This window comes from Billgrantia sulfidoxydans, from assembly GCF_017868775.1.
In the GTDB taxonomy this organism is placed as follows: domain Bacteria; phylum Pseudomonadota; class Gammaproteobacteria; order Pseudomonadales; family Halomonadaceae; genus Halomonas; species Halomonas sulfidoxydans.
Window position 1 is genome coordinate 2,747,389 of record NZ_CP053381.1, and the last position, 17,797, is coordinate 2,765,185.

A 17,797-nucleotide genomic window follows, 5' to 3' on the forward strand; every position below is an offset into this window, starting at 1 on the left:
GATGGAAGCTCTCGTGAAGGCGCGCCCGTGAAGATCTTTGCCGACAAGCTGCCGGAAGCGCTGGCCAAGAAGCTGCCCCCGGTGGTGATCGTGGCCGGCGAGGAACCGCTGCAACACATGGAAGCCTGCGATGCCGTGCGCAGCGCGGCCCGCGAACGCGGCATCGAGGAGCGCGACATCCTGCATGTGGAAGCCAACTTCGCCTGGGGCCGGCTGCGTGAGGCAGCCGCCAGCCTGTCGCTGTTCGCCTCGAGCAAGTTGATCGAGCTGCGCCTGGGCAACCAGAACCTTGGCCAGGAGGGCGCCAAGGCGCTGAAGGAGTATGCCGACGCGCCGGGCAACCGCGACAACGTCCTGCTCGTCAGCATGGGCAAGCTCGACTTCCGCCAGCAGAAGAGCGCCTGGTTCCAGGCGCTCGACAAGACAGGCCTGTTCGTGCCGGTGTGGCCGGTCGATGTGGCGCGGCTGGGCTTCTGGCTACGCGACCGAGCCGAGCGCCACGGTCTCTCGCTCGACCTGGATGCCGCCCGCCTGCTCGGCGAACGCACCGAAGGCAACCTGCTCGCGGCGGACCAGGAGCTGCAGAAACTGGCCCTGCTGCTGCCCCCAGGAACGCGCGTGGGCCCCGCTCAGATCGCCGGCGGCGTGGAGGACAGCGCGCGCTACGACGTCTTCACCTTGACCGATGCCTGCCTCAAGGGCGAGCGCGAGCGCGTCTCGCGTATCATTCGCGGCTTGCGCGGCGAAGGGGTCGAGGCCCCCATCGTGCTGTGGGCCCTCAACCGCGAGTTGCGCACGCTTCTCTCGCTGCACCAGCATCTCGACCAGGGCCAGAGCTTCGAGCACGCCTGCAAGGCTCAGAAGCCAGCCATCTTCGACAAGCGCCGTCCCGCCTACCAGCAGGCCATTGCGCGTTTGCCAAGGAAACGCCTGCACAAGCTGCTGCTGTTCGCTCAACGCCTCGATCTCTCGATCAAGGGCGCGGCCCAACTGCCACCCTGGGAGGCACTTCACGATCTGGCGCTGACACTGGCGGGTGGCCGCGGCCTGCTGGCCGAACTGCCGTCCTCCTACCGCGTCGGCTGAGCCTTTAGGCCGCCCCGTGACCTCTCGCCAAATCGCTTTATGCAAGGGCATGAAATTTCACGCGCTTTCTGCTTATACTTATACAGCATCGTTGGAGCAAGTGGACGACTGCGCTCACCGAACCGGGAGCGCTGGATCATTCAAGAGCCGGAAGCCTTTCCCCAAGAAGAAGGAACACTGATCATGAAAACACTCCGCCGCTTTCTCAGCCCCCTACTGATCCTGGCCCTGGTGCTCGGCAGCGTCTCGGTTTCCGCCGCCCCGCTTCCCGCCAGCGAGCTGGTTTCCACCCAGGCGGCTCTCTCGGCCGAGCGGGCCGACGCCGACCGGGAACGCATCAACGAGATCCTGTCTCGTGCCGACGTTCAAGAGCAGCTCATCGCCCAGGGCGTCGACCTGGCCGAAGTCGAAGCCCGGGTAGCGGCGCTCTCCGACGAGGAAGCGCGCCAGATGGCCGAGCAGCTCGACCAGCTGCCCGCCGGTGCCAGCGTCGTCGGTGCCCTGGTGCTCATCTTCCTCGTCCTGCTGGTCACCGACATCCTGGGCCTGACCAACGTCTTCCCCTTCACGCGCTGATGAGAAACGACATGCAGAGCCGTTTCAAGCCAGCATGCATGAACGCCCGCTTAGCGGGCGTTCTTCTGTTGGGCTTTTGGCTGCTGGTGCTGACGGGTTGCGCCTCGACGCCTCGCCTGGCCGAAAGCACCGAGCAGGCGCTACCCCGCCAGGCCGCAATCGACGGCGTGCCTTTCCATTCCCAGCGCGAGTACCAGTGCGGCCCCGCATCGCTGGCCATGGTGCTCAACCATGGCGACGTCGACGTGGCCATGGAGAGCCTGATTCCCCAGGTATTCATCCCCGGTCGCGAGGGCAGCGTACAGCCTGAAATGCTCGCCACGGTGAGGCGTCATGGCCGCATCCCCTTCGTGCTGGACAACAGCTTCGATGCGCTGCTGACGGAAATCGCCGCTGGCCACCCTGTCGTCGTCATGCAGAACCTTGCCCTTCCAGCGTGGCCGATGTGGCATTACGCCGTCGCTATCGGCTACGATCTGGAGGCCGAGGAAATGACGCTGCACAGCGGTGAGGAAGCGGCGCGCATCGAATCCTTCCGCCGCTTCGATGCCACCTGGGCACGCAGCGACCGTTGGGCTTTCGTCGCCCTGGCTCCCGGTGAGATGCCTAGCGGTGTCGGTGAGCAGCGCGCGCTACAGGCGATCGCTGCCTTCGAGCAGGTGCAGGGGGCCGAAGCAGCCCTCCCGGCCTGGGAGGCTTTGGTCACACGCTTCCCCGGCTCCGGCATGGGCCACTTTGCCCTGGGCAATGCCCGCCATGCTGCCGGTAATGCGCCGGGCGCCATCGAGGCACTACAGAGCGCCGTGACGCAGCGCAGCGACCTGGGTGCGGCTTGGTTGAACCTGGGCCTGCTGCAACGCGCCCAGGGAGAGGAGGAGCTCGCCCGGCAGGCGCTGTCACGTGCCGCCGAGCTGCCGGGTCCATGGCGGGAGCGGGCCATGGAGGCCTTGACGCAGCGCTGATGTGCCAAGGAGAACGGAAGAGGCAGGAGGTGTCGTGAGCTACGCGATCTCGCTCAAGCGTATCTATAGTCCGCACGCACCGGAAGACGGTGCGCGAGTTCTGGTCGATCGGCTCTGGCCCCGCGGCAAGAGGCGCGAGAGCCTGGCGCTGACCGAGTGGTATCGGGACGCCTCCCCGTCGCCCTTGTTGAATCGTCAGCTACGTCAGGATGAAATCAGCCCCAAGGTCTTTGCGGTACGCTACCGTGGCGAGCTACGCGACCATCCCGAGTGCCTGATTCCTCTGATGCGATATGCCCGCCAGGGGAAGTTGACGCTGCTTTCCGCGGCACGCAACCTGGAGGAGTCCTATTTACCTCTGCTGCGGCAGGCCCTGCTGGAGGCGCTAAGGCAAGAAGATGCCGAAGATCTCGAGCCTGCATCGCCTCCGTGCTATCGGCACCAACTGCGGGATGAGTAACTGTCCGGTGCCGGATACCTAGGCGCCACCGTGAGGTTCGTCATCCTCTCGATCCTGCGCGCATGTATCTCCTGATCCGCCCCCTCGCCGGGCCATCGAACAGGTAGTAGAGCAGATATGCCAGCACCATGGGGTCACGCAATGCCAGGCAAGTCCTCACCAGCAGGTTCAAGTCGATCTCCGTTCCTGCGCTCCTGCACAGGGATACATAGCGCTTGAGAAAAAGCCTCATCCGTCGATGGATGAACGTGGTGAGCTGCCTGTCCCTCACTTTCCGGTTGAGCCTCAGGAGGGTCCTGACGGTAGCATGCATGCCCTGAACGTGCTTGGGGACCTTGTGCTGGGTCATGGTCGAGTTCAGTCTTATGCGTCTTTCAAAGTAAACCTGCTGCGTCACCAGAAAGCGTCTAGCGGCCATCACCAACGGGTAGAGGATGCATTCATCCTCATGAAAGTGTTGGATGAACCTAAGCGAGGCATCGGACCATAGGCGGCGCCTGCTCATGTACAGACAGGTCGAGGCGGAAAATCTTCCGCTAGCACGGAACGCTTCGAGAAGTTCTATCGAGGACTCGAAGACTCCATCAAATCCCCTGCCATATTCCAGCTGGATGATGCTTTCATCGACGCCGTCGTAAAAGCTCCTTCCCGAGAAGAAAACAATATCAGGAAAAGCATTGTTCTCTGCCAAACTTTTCATATCGGCTATGAAGTCCGGCGTCACCAAGTCATCCGAGTCGAAAAAATAGACGTATTCACAACTAGCCAACGAAAGTCCCAGGTTTCTGGCACTTCCCTGCCCTTGGTTGCTGGTAGAAAGAATTTTGACAGGATAGGGATGTTGGAATTTTTCAACCAATGCCAGGGTATCATCCGTGCTGCCATCATCGATAATGATGACTTCATCGGGAAGAACCACCTGGCTTGCCATGGAGGCTAGCGCCTCCATGACGTAATGCGAGACGTTGAATGCCGGCATGATCACACTGATGCTAGCCTTATTCATTGTCGCTCCGTATCGACTCGTCATCATTTTCTTTGCCCATCCCGCATGCACCTTCTGGCAAAGAAAATCATCCTGTTACTGGTGTAGGTTCTTCGGTAGTAAAGATGACTCCTACCAAACCCCCAAATCACAAGTGTGGATATTTTTTCGCGCAAGCACATTTTCTCGACAAAATCTTCATTCAAGTCGATTTTTACCTTTGACCCGTCCTTCAGGTCAAAAACCTCTCTGAGTTTTTTGTCAGAAAGAATTTCCATAATATGGAATGGCGTGCCTTGCCAACGATAGATCCAGACAGGCTGGCCGGCTATGAAAGCCGGCCAGATAAAGCGCCTCCCATTATCGAATTTCTTGGCGCAAGCGACGCGCAGCTTAACGCCATCGTCAAGGACGATATTCAAGGAACCTGGGAAGATGCGCAGCCCCGTGAGATGTTCTATCTCCTCGACGGAATGAGCTATATGTTCGTTAGCCCTCCCCCTCCCTGAAGACACGATCCCCTCAACCCTTCTCATTCTTCATCCCTCGAGCCGGATCTTAATGAATGAATTTTCCAACCTGATTGAAAGTCGGCTTAACTTGATCTTTCACCTTTCTCAAAACCTTGTTGGCGAGACGAACAGGCCTCATGGCCATTTTTCCAAAAACCCCCAATTCTCGCTCACCGAACATCGACTCGCTTAGCAATTTCACCACTTCCTTGTTGATATGAACGCCAACGTCTATGGGTTTTTCGTAGTAATAGTTATTTGATTTCAGATATCCCTTGAGCAGGCCACCCACTTGCACGTTATCATGTACATTGACATCCTGATACCAACCCCACTGCTTTTCCCTTGCAATCTCTTCGAGCAGCGCGACATAATTTTCACCAACACGACTCTTATGCACCTTACAGTGATAGAGGAGCGAAAAGAAGAGATCCTCCAGCTCGGGAACAAAGAAATTTTCATGCTTCTTCCTGCGTTCCAGCATGTCCTTCTCCCACGAACAGGGGTAATAACCATCTCCCACGAATCGAATATCGACAGGTATCGTATTGCCTGCAATATCGATAGTTCCTTTGTAAGGCCTTCCACGCTTCTGGTAGACGTTGGCCGCCGAGGCCAGTTTCTGAAAATCGGAACAAAGGAAATCCACGTCACCACAGCCGGATCTGACAGGAAGATTTTCAAAATTTCTCAGCACAAGGTATTTAACACAGTTATTCAGGACTTCAAATGGCTCATTCCAGTCCCGCCAGCCATTGGCTCCCTCTAGATCCTTGTGTATGTCTTTCTTTATCGGAACATCGGAAGACAGACACTCGCGAAGAAGTTCGCTACCGAGAACGAGCGACGTCTGGAAGATAAATTCCTCGTAATTGTTGCTGGAATGCACCTGGTACGCTTTATCAAACCAAGCGCGAAACTCATATTTTTTCTTCACGATATTTCGGTTAGAAAGCTCTATGTTACCGGATACATTTCGAATCAAGGTGTACTGTGGCTCCAGATCCTCAACAATAATGAAGCGAAACGGGGGCTTTCCGATTTTCCTGTCGTACCCTTTGAACTCAAGTGATCCCGAGGGTCTTTGGTAGAGGCGCTGAATATTCCTATTATAATTCCGCTCTGACCAATATATATTGTAATCGCCCAGTATATTAAAGTTTCGCCTTATTCCTTCAACGATCTCACCTTCTTTGCTTCGCCCCCCCTCCCATATGGCAAAACATGAGAAGTCTCGTCTTACCACACCCCTCCTTTCCTGCAACAAGGCTGGCTCACTCGCAGGCTCCCGCGCTTTTTTCGCAAGCTTGAACATGGTGCCAGACTCAGCCGAACTCCCATTCACGCGCCCGATAGTATTCATTTTTCATCTCGCTCTGGCTTTTCCGATAGCTAGACGGCTTGTATAATTTCTTCACGTTTCGGCCATAATCGTTCTTGTAAATGCCGCTCGAATCGGCGGCGGAAAATTTCGACAGCCTCATCCTCTGTATACAACCCGCGCCTAACATTAGGCCATAAATGGGCTTCCTCGAGCCTGATGACGGGGTTATCCTTATCGAACAACATGGGAATACTATCTATTTCCAGAGCCAGACATATCGCAACACGATGCCAGCCATGCCTTGGCTGGATGATTTCCTCTCCCTCAGTGGAAAATATTCTACCCCTGATCAGCCCGAACTCCTCCTTCAGCCCTATGCGCTTGATGGACTCATAAGCCTCGATAAGCCTTTTCAGCTCCATTTCCACCAACTTGGGGGAGACTGGGCCAAAACCTTTCCAACCATCCTCCTCGCGCCAGGCTTCAAAACCATTCTTTCGCGCCTCGTCGCGCATCAACTCGATGCGGAACTCCTTCTTCTCCTCCGGCGTCGACGCATCCCAAGGGTAAACATAAGCAAGTGGATCCAGGCGAAGCCACTGCTTGTTGGGCACGACATTCAGAAACTCGGCCACATTCTTTGGCTGGAATTCATCAAAATAATGGGAAAAGAACCGCAGTGCCGCATCCCTTCCACCGCGTTCATAGGCGCGAATCACCTGGATCCAGATGTGCATCAGGTTGGTGCATGCCAGCAGGGCAAGCGGCACGTCTACCACGTATCTGCGCTGCTTGCTCGAATACATGCCTTCCAAAGGAGTGGGACACCTTCCCGGTGCCCTCATATCGTGTATGAGAGCCTGCTGTCTTTCGATTCTGTAACCGGCCAGGCGCAATGGCCCAGCAAGACACGCTCTGACAATCCCTCTTCCCCACGCGCCCAGCGTTCGTTTCATAGCCCCCCCTCGGCCAATCGACTCGGCAACATGCCCGTTCTGCAGGATTTGTCGACGGTTCCCCTCCTTACGTAATCAAGACGTCAAACTCCCGGCCTCGGAAAGAACAAACTGCAACCTTTCGATACTCAAGATCACACAGCTCGCGCAGCGCTGCGTATATCATTTTTCTCATGCTTTTTTGCGAGCCCAGCGCTATGCCCCTAGAGCGGTGGCGTACTGGCCGGGTGTCAGCGTGGGAAACGCTTCCTTGGGCGTTGCAGGGTGGCCCATGACGGTAGGTACACGTGCCGGTTACGGCGACCGGCACGTGGAAGCAGAGGGGCCTGGAGCGGGACGGAAGAGTCAGAACACCCGGTTCAGCCCATTCTGTGCCGCCACCCGGTAGGCCTCGGCCATGGTAGGATAGTTGAAGGTGGTGTTGACGAAGTACTTGAGGGTATTGGCTTCGCCGTTCTGCTGCATGATCGCCTGGCCGATGTGGACAATCTCCGAGGCCTGGTCGCCAAAGCAGTGGATCCCGAAGATCTCCAGGGTGTCCTGATGAAACAGGATCTTGAGCATGCCCACCGTATCGCCGGTGATCTGGGCACGAGCGGTATCCTTGAAGAAGGCCTGCGCCACCTCGTAGGGCACCTTGGCTTCGGTGAGCTCACGCTCGGTCCGCCCGAATGAGCTGATCTCGGGAATGGTGTAGATGCCCGTCGGCACCTCATTGACGAAGCGATAGTCGCGCTCGAGCAATTCGTCGCAGGCGTTGAGCCCCTGGTCGTAAGCGGCGCTCGCCAGACTCGGCCAGCCGATCACGTCACCGGCGGCATAGATATGCGGGATGGCGGTACGGTAATGGTCGTCGACCTGGAGCTGGCCGCGCCCGTTGGCTTCGAGGCCGATGTTCTCCAGGCCAAGTTCATCGGTATTGCCGGTGCGGCCGTTGGCCCACAGGAAGGCGTCGGCACGCAGTTTCTTGCCCGACTTGAGGTAGACCACCACCCCCGACTCGTCGCCCTCGACCCGCTCGTACTCTTCATTGTGGCGGATCAGCACGCCATGCTTGCGGAGGTGGTAGGAAAGCGCATCGCTGATCTCGTCGTCGAGAAACGAGAGCAAGCGGTCGCGGCTGTTGATCAGGTCCACCTTGACGCCAAGCCCCGAAAAGATCGAGGCGTATTCGCAGCCGATCACGCCAGCACCGAAAATGACCAGCGTGCGCGGCGTGTGGGAGAGACTGAGAATGCCATCGGAGTCGTAGATGCGCGGATGGCGGAAATTGATGTCCGCGGGCCGGTACGGACGCGAGCCGGTGGCGATGATGATCTTCTGCGCCACCAGTTCCTCCAGCGCCTCCTGGTCGCGCACCAGCAGGGTGTGCTCATCCTTGAAGCGAGCCACCCCGCTGAACAGATCGATGCGATTGCGGGCATAGAACTTGGTACGCATCTCGACCTGCTGATCAATGGTGATACGCGAGCGTTCCATGACCCTGGGAAAGGAGAACCAGCGTGGCTCGCCGATGTCGCGGAACATGCGGTTGGTATTGAACTGCATGATCTGCTTCACCTGGTGGCGCAGCGCCTTGGAGGGGATGGTCCCCCAGTGGGTGCAGTTGCCCCCCAGGACCGGCTGCTTCTCCACGACCGCCACCCGCTTGCCGTGCTTGGCGGCGTTGATGGCGGCGCTCTCGCCGGCGGGTCCGGTACCGATCACCACCACGTCGTAGTTATGGACTGCCATGGGCTGTTGCGTCTCCTTTGCCTTGTCGATGTTGGTTCTCGGCTTCCGGGGCTACGGCTGCAACACGGTATCTCGAGCGATGCCTGATCCGGCGATCGACAGAATCCGAGGCCGTTAACGGCGAGTGGCATCGTAGCCGAGGTCGGCGCCACGACTCTCGTCGCTCGAACGGCGCGCACTGACCGACTCACCCTTGCGCTTGCGGTTTTCCTCTTCGCACACCTCGTCCTTGCCACCGCAGATGTCGCAACCCTCCTTGAGGCCCAGCTTGTTGAGCCCGCCACAGGAACCGGCGATGGGCTTGCGCCCCATGATCACGCCGATGGCCATGGCCGCCATGATCAGCAGCATGAATCCCAATACGACGAGAAAAGTGCTCATTGCTCATCCTCCAGGCGGCTAGGGCTCGAGCCAAGGCTCGAGGGCCGCGGTATGTTGAATTTCGATACCCTGTGGTGTCTTGACAACGACCCTGGCGGCACTATCCATGCTCTCGGCCAGCGCCAGCGCATGCTCGGGATCGGCCTGCATCAGCCGGCTGGCCTGGTGCATGGCCTCACTGGCGCTCGGCGCGATGACGCTCACCGCCAGCGGGGTCGTCAACGTGAGCAGCGGCACCCGCTCCTGCCGCGCAAAGCGATGCACCAGTGCGGCATTCCGGAGACGCAGGTGTCGTGCGCCATCGGGGCCGGGCAGCCCCGCCAGCTCGAGCGACAGGCGCCAGCCCCCGTCGGGCGACTCCCCCTGGGCGCGCAGCACACCCCCCAGCTCGACCAGCACGGCGGCCGGGGCCGGACGATGCTCCTCAAGCCATTGCACCAACCGGTCGACGGCAAGCACATGCGTCTGGCGATCCACTTCGTGCTGCAGGCCCGGTGTAGCTATCCAGAAGCGGCGAAAGGCCGTAGCCAGCGCGTGGGTAAAGACGCTTCGCTGGCGTTCGAGTGTTGCCAGTTCACCTTGTATGCCGGCCTCGAGCGCGGCGACCTGCGTCTGGTCGAGGTCGGCATACAGGGTGATGTGGTAACCCGTTCCCAGGGTCGTGCCCTGGATGAGATGCTCGTCGGACTGGTCACGGCAAGCGCTGAGCACCAGGACCATCAGAACCGGAAGAAGGAGCCGGGCCGGCCCACTGAGGGCCAGCCCGGTGTGTCGCCCGAGGGCGAAGGGGATCATCCGCCAAAGTCGTCCAGCAGGATGTTCTCGGGTTCGACGCCCAGATCGAGCAGCATCTTGATCACGGAGGCGTTCATCATGGGCGGCCCACACATGTAGTACTCGCAATCCTCGGGGGCCGGATGGTCCTTGAGGTAGTTCTCGTACAGCACGTTGTGGATGAACCCGGTGGGACCGGTCCAGTTGTCCTCGGGCAGCGGGTCGGACAGGGCCAGGTGCCATTCGAAGTTGGGGAACTCCTCGGCCAGCTGGTCGTACTCGTCGTTGTAGAAGGTCTCGCGCCAGGAGCGCGCACCGTACCAGAACGAGATCTTGCGCTGGCTCTTGAGGCGCTTGAGCTGGTCGAAGATATGGCTGCGCATGGGAGCCATACCCGCACCACCGCCGACGAAGATCATCTCGGCGTCGGTATCCTTGGCAAAGAATTCGCCGAAGGGGCCCATCACGGTCACCTTGTCGCCCGGCTTCAGGCTGAAGACATAGGTCGACATCAAGCCTGGCGGATGATTGGTACCGGGAGGCGGCGTGGCGATACGAATGTTGAACTTGAGGATGCCCTTCTCTTCCGGATAGTTCGCCATGGAGTAGGCGCGGATGACTTCCTCGGTGTTCTTGTGGGAGATCTTGAACAGGTCGAATTTCTCCCAGTCGCCACGGTACTCCTCCTCGATATCGAAGTCGGAGAACTTGATGTCGTAGGGCGGTGCGACCAGCTGGACGTAGCCGCCGGCGCGGAAATCGACGTTCTCGCCTTCGGGCAGCTTGAGGTTGAGCTCCTTGATGAAGGTGGCGACGTTGGGATTGCCGATGACCTCGCACTCCCACTTCTTGACGCCGAAGACCTCCTCGGGCACCTCGATCTTCATGTCCTGCTTCACCGGTACCTGGCAGGAGAGCCGCCAGCCCTCCTTCTTTTCGCGCAGGGTGAAGTGGGACTCTTCGGTCGGCAGGATCGAGCCGCCGCCCTCTTCCACCCGGCACTTGCACTGGGCGCATGAGCCGCCGCCACCGCAAGCGGAGGAGAGGAAGATGCCGTTGGCCGCCAGCGTGTTGAGCAGCTTGCCACCGGCCTGGGTGGTAATGGTGTGTTCCGGGTCGCCGTTGATCTCGATGGAAACGTCGCCGGTGCTGACGAGCTTGCTGCGGGCCGCCAGGATCACCACGACGAGGCCGATGACGACCACGGTGAACATGAACACACCGAGCAAGATGATAGATGTTCCAACCATGTCGGTTTCCTATTTGCTGTGTAACCTGTTTCCCGGCGGCGCGAACGCCGCCGGAAATGCGCCCGGACTCAGAGCTGGATGCCCGAGAAGGACATGAAGCCCAGCGACATCAATCCCACCGTGATGAAGGTGATGCCCAGGCCCTGCAGGCCGGCCGGCACGTCACTGTACTTGAGCCGCTCGCGAATCCCCGCCAGGGCAGTGATCGCCAGCGCCCAGCCGACGCCGGAGCCCAGGCCGTAGACCACGGATTCGCCGAAGCCATAGTTACGCTCGACCATGAACAGCACGCCCCCGAGGATGGCGCAGTTCACGGTGATCAGCGGCAGGAACACGCCCAGTGCGTTGTAGAGCGCCGGCACGTACTTGTCGAGGAACATCTCGAGGATCTGCACCAGCGCGGCGATGACGCCGATATAGGAGAGCAGGCCCAGGAACGACAGGTCGATGTTCTCGGCGCCTTCGATCCCCGTCCAGGTCAGCGCGCCCTCTGCCAGCAGAGCGTTGTAGATGACGTTGTTGACCGGCACGGAGATGGTCAGCACCACGATCACCGCGATACCGAGGCCGATGGCCGCCGAGACCTTCTTGGATACCGCCAGGAAGGTACACATGCCAAGGAAGAACGCCAGCGCCAGGTTCTCGACGAAGACCGAGGCGACGAACAGGCTGATATAGTGCTCCATGTTACACGGCCTCCTTCGGCTGGGTGTTTTCCTTCATCTTGAACTCATTCGCCTCGACCTGCTCCGGATGGGTAGAGCGCAGCGCCCAGATGATCAAGCCGATGATGAAGAACGCCGATGGCGGCAGCAGCAGCAGGCCGTTGGGCACGTACCAACCGCCGTCCTGCACGGTCGGCAGGATGGTGAAGCCGAACACGCTGCCGGAACCGAGCAGCTCGCGAACGAAGCCGACGGTCATCAGGATGAAGCCGTAGCCCAAACCGTTGCCGATACCATCCAGGAACGACAGGCCCGGGCTGTTCTGCATGGCAAAGCCTTCGGCACGCCCCATCACGATGCAGTTGGTGATGATCAGGCCGACGAACACCGAGAGCTGCTTGGACATCTCGTAGGCGAACGCCTTGAGCACCTGATCCACCACGATCACCAGCGAGGCGATGATGGTCATCTGCACGATGATACGGATCGATGACGGAATGTGATGGCGAATCAGCGATACGAACAGGTTGGAGAACGCCGTTACCGAGATCACGGCCAGCGCCATGACCAGCGAGACGCTCATGCTGGTCGTCACCGCCAGCGCCGAGCAGATACCGAGTACCTGCAGGGCGATGGGGTTGTTATTGAAGATCGGGGTCGTCAGGACGCCCTTGGGAGTCACAGCGGACATTTTCAGGCTCCTTAAGCTTCAGCTTCGAGTTCGACGTCGGCTTCCTGAGCTTCCTCCGGGTCGATTCCCTGGCGGAACCGCGCCAGGTACTCACCGAAGCCCTCCGGGCTCAGCCAGAACTGCAGCATGTTGGTGACGCCGTTACTGGTCAACGTGGCGCCGGACAACGCATCGATCTCGGTCTCGTCGTCGGCGCCACCCTTGGTCAGGTGAATGGCGGGCGTGACGTCATCCTCGCTGGCGAAGATCTTCTTGCCTTCCCACTGAGCCTGCCAGCGCGGATTGTTGACCTCGGCGCCCAGCCCCGGGGTCTCGGCGTGCTCGTAGTAGGTGATGCCGACGATGGTGTTGCCGTCACCTTCCACCGACATGAAGCCGCGCATCAGCCCCCACAAGCCCTGGCCACGGATCGGCAGGATGATCTGGTCCGGATCCTCGGGGTCACCGACCAGATAGACGGTGGCGTAGTTCTCGACGCGGCTCAGGCCGGCGATGTCACGATCCCCCGATAGGGTACGCCCCGTGGCCGGGTCACGTGCGGCCTGGAAGTGGTCGAAGGTCTCGGGGTCGAACTCGTCGGTGTACTCCCCGGTACGCATGTCCACCACGCGCGGGGTCACCTCGCCGAAGGCCGCCTCCACGTCCATGCCCGGCTCGTACAGGTTGGCCACGCTGAGGATGTTGGTCTTGCGGTCGAGCTCCTGGTTGAGCTGTTGCTTGGGTCGCAGCGCCACCGCTGCGGTGGACACGATGACCGAACACACGATACAGAGTGCGAACGCCACCGTGAGGATCTTCTTGATGGAGTTATTGCTCTGTGCCATCAGGCAGTCTCCTCGGCCGGTGCACCGACACGCCGCATGCGGCGCTTGATGTTGGCCTGAACAAAGAAGTGATCGATCAGCGGTGCGAACAGGTTGGCGAACAGGATCGCCAGCATGATGCCCTCGGGGAACGCCGGGTTGACCACGCGGATCAGCACGGTCATCACGCCGATGAGGATGCCGAAGATCAGGCGGCCCGGATTGGTCATCGAGGCGGACACCGGGTCGGTGGCCATGAACACCATGCCGAAGGCGAAGCCACCGATGACCAGGTGCCAGTACCACGGCATGGCGAACATCGGGTTGCTCTCGGAGCCGACCAGGTTGAACAGCAGGCTGGTCCCGACCATGCCGAGCAGACAGCCAAGCATGATTCGCCAGGAGGCGATCTTGGTCCACAGCAGCACCGCCGCACCCAGGAAGATGGCCAGCGTCGACACCTCACCGACGGAGCCCGGCAGGTAACCGATGAAGGCATCCCACCAGCTGTACTGTGAGCTCAGCTCCGCCATGCCCTCCTGGAAGGCGATGGAGAGCGGGGTCGCACCGGTGTAACCGTCGGCCGCCACCCACACCGCGTCGCCCGAGATCTGCGCCGGGTAGGCGAAGTAGAGGAAAGCACGGCCGGTCAGCGCCGGGTTGAGGAAGTTCTTGCCGGTGCCGCCGAAGATCTCCTTGCCGATCACCACGCCGAAGGTGATGCCCAGCGCCACCTGCCACAGCGGGATGGTGGCCGGCAGGATCAGGGCATAGAGCACGGAGGTGACGAAGAAGCCCTCGTTGACCTCATGGCCCCGCTTGACGGCGAACAGAACCTCCCAGAAGCCACCGACCACGAAGGTCACCAGGTAGATCGGCAGGAAATAAGTGGCGCCGAGCACGAAGTTGGCCCACAGGCTGTCGGGATCATGGCCCGAGGCGAACACCATCAGGATGGCTTCGCGCCAGCCGTCCATGGAGGCATAACCGTCGGCAATGGCACTGTTGGCCAACCAGCCGGCGTTCCACATGCCGAAGAACATGGCCGGGAAGGTACACAGCCACACGGTGATCATGATGCGCTTGAGGTCGATACCGTCGCGCACGTGGGCCGTGGTCTTGGTGACGCTGGGCGGAGAGTAGAAGATGGTATCGACCGCTTCGAAGAGCGGGTACCACTTCTCGTACTTGCCACCCTTGTGGAAGTGCGGTTCGAGATTGTCGAGCGTCTGTCGGATACCCATCATCAGGCCTCTTTCTCGATCATGGTGAGGTTGTCACGCAGGATGGGACCGTACTCGTACTTGCCCGGGCACACATAGGTGCACAGCGCCAGGTCCTCTTCATCCAGCTCCAGACACCCAAGCTGCATGGCCGCCTCGATGTCTCCGACGATCAGCGTGCGCAGCAGCTGGGTCGGCAGAATATCCAACGGCATCACTTCCTCGTAGACACCTACCGGCACCATGGCCCGCTCGGAGCCGTTGGTGGAGGTGTTGGGCGCGTAGTTGGAGAGCCCCTTGAACTTCGACAGGTAGATCCCCAGCACAGAATGACGGTTGTTGCCCGGCGACAGCCAGCCCAGGAAGGCTCGCTTGTTGCCCTCCTCGAGCAGAGTGAACTGATTGTGGAAGCGGCCCAGGTAGCGCAGGCTGCCCTCCGCGGTGAACCCCGAGAACACTGACCCGGAGATCACGCGCGTGTCTTCGGGTTGGAGGATTTCCCCCGCCAACAGTTCCCCGGTGCTGGCACCGATGCGCGTGCGCAGCAGGCGCGGCTTCTCAGCGCGCGGCCCGCCCACGGCGACGACCCGTGACATGTCGAGCCTGCCCTCGGCGAAGAGCTTGCCGAAGGCGATCACGTCCTGGTAGCCGATGTGCCAGACACGCTTGTGCAGGGCGACCGGCGACAGGTAGTGAATATGCGTACCGACCAGGCCGGCCGGATGCGGGCCGCCGAAGGTCTCGACCTGAACGCCTGCCACGTCGCCGCCGGGAATCCGTGCGTCGGGCGCAGTACACAGGAAGACCTTGCCCTGGGTTAGACTCGACAGCACCTTGAGCCCGTCTTCGAAGGCCTCGGGTTGCTCGTTGATGATGATGGCGGGGTCGGCGCTCAGCGGGTGAGTGTCGATCGCGGTGACGAAGATATCGGCCGGCTCGCTGTCGATGGCCGGGCTGCGCGAGAAGGGGCGGGTGCGAAGTGCCGTCCACAGCCCCGACTCGACCAGCTGGTCGACGATGCGCTGGCGTTCGAGGGATTCGAGCCCATCACGCCCGAGGGCCGTAAACTCGACCGCTTCTTCGTTCTCGTCGACCTGGATCACGACCGAGAGCAGCTTGCGCTTCTCGCCACGGTTGATGGCGACGACTTCGCCGGCAGCCGGTGCCGTGAAGCGCACGCCGGGGTTCTTCTTGTCGGTGAAGAGGAGTTGGCCCAGTTTCACCTTGTCCCCTTCCCGGACCTCCATGGTCGGCTTCATGCCGACGTAGTCGGTGCCCAGGACAGCCACGTGACGCACGGGTCGCGCATCCTCGATGCGCGGCTCGGGCGTCCCCATGATGGGGAGATCCAGGCCTTTCTTGACTTCGATCATAGTCTCGCCCAGTTGATGGATCGGAAATGCGAAGGAAAGGGGTTCGAATGGATTCGAATTCTTGTTGAGTCAGTACGTTACCAGTCAGGCCCGAGGAAATTCGGGCCACCCCGAAAAAATCCACAGCATTATAAAGACAAGCGCGACCAAAGACCACACGGCCTAAGGTCGCAAAAGGGGGTACAAAACCGCTCTACGCTTGGCTTCGAAAGGGTTCAATAGGCGTTGAAAGACGCTCGTTTCAGGGCTTTTCGTCTGTCCTGAAGAGCCGGGGCGGCGCCCCGAAAGCGCCGCCCGGAGTGACGGATCAGTGACGCGGGTCAGGTAATCCCGACCCGCGCGATCGGGTATGCGCCGACAGGGCTCAGGGCTGGACGCGCGGCAGCTTGAGGAAACGCACGTTGGAGATGTGCTGCAGGATGCGCACCACCTGACAGCTGTAGCCGAACTCGTTGTCGTACCAGACGTAGAGCACCGCCTGCCGGCCGCTGGCAATGGTCGCCTTGGCGTCGACGATCCCGGCATGGCGGTTGCCGACGAAGTCGGACGACACCACCTCGGGTGAATCGACATAGTCGATCTGCTTCTGGTAGGAGGAATCGGTCGACATGCGGCGCAGATAGTCGTTGAGCGCCCCGGCATCGGTCTCGCGGCCCAGGGTCAGGTTGAGGATGGCCATGGAGACGTTGGGGATCGGCACGCGGATGGCGTTGCCGGTCAGCTTGCCGGAGAGCTCCGGCAGCGCCTTGGCCACCGCCTTGGCCGCCCCGGTCTCGGTCAACACCATGTTGAGCGGTGCGCTGCGGCCGCGGCGATCGCCCTTGTGGTAGTTGTCGATCAGGTTCTGGTCGTTGGTATAGGCGTGTACCGTCTCGACGTGACCGCACTCGATGCCGTACTCGTCGTTGAGCACCTTGAGCACCGGCACGATGGCGTTGGTGGTACAGGAGGCCGCCGACAGGATGGTGTCGTCCTCGGCGATATCGCCATGGTTGATGCCGAAGACGATGTTCTTGATGTCGCCCTTGCCCGGCGCGGTGAGCAGTGCCTTGGACACGCCCTTGCACTCGAGGTGCTGGCCGAGGCCCGCCTCGTCGCGCCAGATGCCGGTGTTGTCGACCACCACGGCGTTGTCGATGCCGTAGGCGGTGTAATCGACGTCGCTCGGCTTGTCGGCGTAGATCATCTGGATCACGTTGCCATTGGCGGTGATCGTGCGGGCCTCGTAGTCGACGCTGATGGTGCCGTCGAACGGGCCGTGGACCGAGTCGCGGCGCAGCAGGCTCGCCCGCTTCTCCAGGTCCTTGGCGATGTCGCCCCGGCCGCGCACGACGATGGCACGCAGGCGCAGCAGGTTGCCGCCGCCGGCCTTCTCCACCAGCACTCGCGCCAGCAGGCGGCCGATGCGGCCGAAACCGTAGAGCACCACGTCCTTGGACTGGCCGTTGTTGCCGTTGGGGTCGTGGGCATCGACGATCTCGGCGAGCTCTTCGCGCAGGAAGGCCTTGGCATCACCGCCGCCGCGCTTCTTGAAGGCCACGCCCAGCTTGCCCACGTCGACGTGAGCCGGCCCCAGGTTTAGCTCGGTCATGGCCTGGACCAGGGGCAGGGTGTCCTGCACCGAGAGTTCGGTACCCTCGACCTTCCTGACGAAACGGTGGTCCTTCAGGATACGGATCACCGAGCGGTTGAACAGCGAGCGCCCATAGAGGGTGGTGACCACGTTGTTGTGGCGATAGAGGCTGCCGATCAGCGGGATCATCTGTTCGGCAAGGGCCTGATTGTCGTGCCATTCCTGGAAGACGGTCTCGAGGGGTTGCTGACTCACGTGAAGCCTCTCTGATAATCGAAAATTCCGGCTCATTATCCCGTCCGCGTTTCGCTGGGGCAATCGCAGGATGGTCGCAGGCGGTGTAGGGGGATTACAGGAATCGCGGCTTGACTACAAGCGCCGCATCGGGCTGGTATGATCCCCCTTTGCTCCTGTTGCTGCTCTCAGCCAGGCATTTGCGAACGGCCTGACGGCCTGCCCACACGAATGA

At 60.6% G+C, this 17,797-nt stretch carries 18 protein-coding genes; 4 read left to right on the forward strand and 14 right to left on the reverse strand.

Translation table 11 applies throughout. The annotated features are described in order from the left end of the window. The first annotated feature begins 27 nt into the window (after positions 1-27). The 4 genes from holA to HNO51_RS12715 all read left to right on the forward strand — a co-directional run bounded on the left by holA (position 28) and on the right by HNO51_RS12715 (position 3,084). Positions 28-1,086 (forward strand): DNA polymerase III subunit delta, encoded by a 1,059-nt coding sequence (gene holA / locus HNO51_RS12700; RefSeq protein WP_209537601.1) that lies wholly within the window; start codon positions 28-30, stop codon positions 1,084-1,086. Positions 1,087-1,269: 183 nt separating this feature from the next. Continuing rightward, a complete protein-coding gene (locus HNO51_RS12705) occupies positions 1,270-1,662 on the forward strand; it encodes a PA2779 family protein (protein ID WP_197447706.1) in 393 nt (130 codons plus the stop codon). A 38-nt stretch (positions 1,663-1,700) separates the two neighbouring features. Continuing rightward, positions 1,701-2,624: a PA2778 family cysteine peptidase gene (locus HNO51_RS12710; RefSeq protein ID WP_242597116.1), complete on the forward strand. Its 924-nt coding sequence runs from the start codon at positions 1,701-1,703 to the stop codon at positions 2,622-2,624. A 34-nt stretch (positions 2,625-2,658) separates the two neighbouring features. Continuing rightward, positions 2,659-3,084 (forward strand): DUF488 domain-containing protein, encoded by a 426-nt coding sequence (locus HNO51_RS12715; protein WP_197447708.1) that lies wholly within the window; start codon positions 2,659-2,661, stop codon positions 3,082-3,084. A 40-nt stretch (positions 3,085-3,124) separates the two neighbouring features. On the opposite strand, the gene HNO51_RS12720 is transcribed toward HNO51_RS12715, so the two are convergent. The 14 genes from HNO51_RS12720 to HNO51_RS12785 all read right to left on the reverse strand — a co-directional run bounded on the left by HNO51_RS12720 (position 3,125) and on the right by HNO51_RS12785 (position 17,583). Further along, the gene (locus tag HNO51_RS12720) at positions 3,125-4,090 is read right to left on the reverse strand and encodes a glycosyltransferase family A protein (protein ID WP_197447709.1); all 966 of its coding nucleotides are present in this window, start codon (positions 4,088-4,090) and stop codon (positions 3,125-3,127) included. 23 nt (positions 4,091-4,113) lie between these two features. Beyond that, positions 4,114-4,605, reverse strand: a complete 492-nt coding sequence (locus HNO51_RS12725) for a DUF120 domain-containing protein (RefSeq protein ID WP_197447710.1) — start codon at positions 4,603-4,605, stop codon at positions 4,114-4,116. Positions 4,606-4,627: 22 nt separating this feature from the next. After that, positions 4,628-5,896 (reverse strand): hypothetical protein, encoded by a 1,269-nt coding sequence (locus HNO51_RS12730; protein WP_197447711.1) that lies wholly within the window; start codon positions 5,894-5,896, stop codon positions 4,628-4,630. A gap of 77 nt (positions 5,897-5,973) precedes the next feature. Further along, on the reverse strand, positions 5,974-6,675 hold the full coding sequence (locus HNO51_RS12735; protein ID WP_197447712.1) for a hypothetical protein: 702 nt from the start codon (positions 6,673-6,675) through the stop codon (positions 5,974-5,976). A gap of 531 nt (positions 6,676-7,206) precedes the next feature. Then, a complete protein-coding gene (gene sthA / locus HNO51_RS12740) occupies positions 7,207-8,595 on the reverse strand; it encodes a Si-specific NAD(P)(+) transhydrogenase (RefSeq protein WP_197447713.1) in 1,389 nt (462 codons plus the stop codon). A 114-nt stretch (positions 8,596-8,709) separates the two neighbouring features. After that, complete coding sequence (gene nqrM, locus HNO51_RS12745; RefSeq protein WP_197447714.1) at positions 8,710-8,976, reverse strand: (Na+)-NQR maturation NqrM; 267 nt, start codon at positions 8,974-8,976, stop codon at positions 8,710-8,712. A gap of 18 nt (positions 8,977-8,994) precedes the next feature. After that, positions 8,995-9,771, reverse strand: a complete 777-nt coding sequence (locus HNO51_RS12750) for a hypothetical protein (RefSeq protein WP_209537603.1) — start codon at positions 9,769-9,771, stop codon at positions 8,995-8,997. Next, positions 9,768-11,000, reverse strand: a complete 1,233-nt coding sequence (nqrF, locus tag HNO51_RS12755) for an NADH:ubiquinone reductase (Na(+)-transporting) subunit F (protein ID WP_197447716.1) — start codon at positions 10,998-11,000, stop codon at positions 9,768-9,770. The genes HNO51_RS12750 and nqrF overlap by 4 nt, the downstream gene beginning before the upstream one ends. Positions 11,001-11,068: 68 nt before the next feature. Continuing rightward, positions 11,069-11,686 (reverse strand): NADH:ubiquinone reductase (Na(+)-transporting) subunit E, encoded by a 618-nt coding sequence (nqrE, locus tag HNO51_RS12760; protein ID WP_104201866.1) that lies wholly within the window; start codon positions 11,684-11,686, stop codon positions 11,069-11,071. A gap of 1 nt (position 11,687) precedes the next feature. Continuing rightward, a complete protein-coding gene (locus HNO51_RS12765) occupies positions 11,688-12,356 on the reverse strand; it encodes an NADH:ubiquinone reductase (Na(+)-transporting) subunit D (protein WP_197447717.1) in 669 nt (222 codons plus the stop codon). A gap of 11 nt (positions 12,357-12,367) precedes the next feature. Next, positions 12,368-13,180: a Na(+)-translocating NADH-quinone reductase subunit C gene (locus HNO51_RS12770; RefSeq protein ID WP_197447718.1), complete on the reverse strand. Its 813-nt coding sequence runs from the start codon at positions 13,178-13,180 to the stop codon at positions 12,368-12,370. Continuing rightward, positions 13,180-14,406 (reverse strand): NADH:ubiquinone reductase (Na(+)-transporting) subunit B, encoded by a 1,227-nt coding sequence (locus HNO51_RS12775; RefSeq protein WP_197447719.1) that lies wholly within the window; start codon positions 14,404-14,406, stop codon positions 13,180-13,182. The genes HNO51_RS12770 and HNO51_RS12775 overlap by 1 nt, the downstream gene beginning before the upstream one ends. Then, complete coding sequence (locus HNO51_RS12780; RefSeq protein WP_197447720.1) at positions 14,406-15,755, reverse strand: Na(+)-translocating NADH-quinone reductase subunit A; 1,350 nt, start codon at positions 15,753-15,755, stop codon at positions 14,406-14,408. The genes HNO51_RS12775 and HNO51_RS12780 overlap by 1 nt, the downstream gene beginning before the upstream one ends. 364 nt (positions 15,756-16,119) lie before the next feature. Continuing rightward, complete coding sequence (locus HNO51_RS12785) at positions 16,120-17,583, reverse strand: glyceraldehyde-3-phosphate dehydrogenase (RefSeq protein WP_197447721.1); 1,464 nt, start codon at positions 17,581-17,583, stop codon at positions 16,120-16,122. Positions 17,584-17,797: the final 214 nt, after the last annotated feature.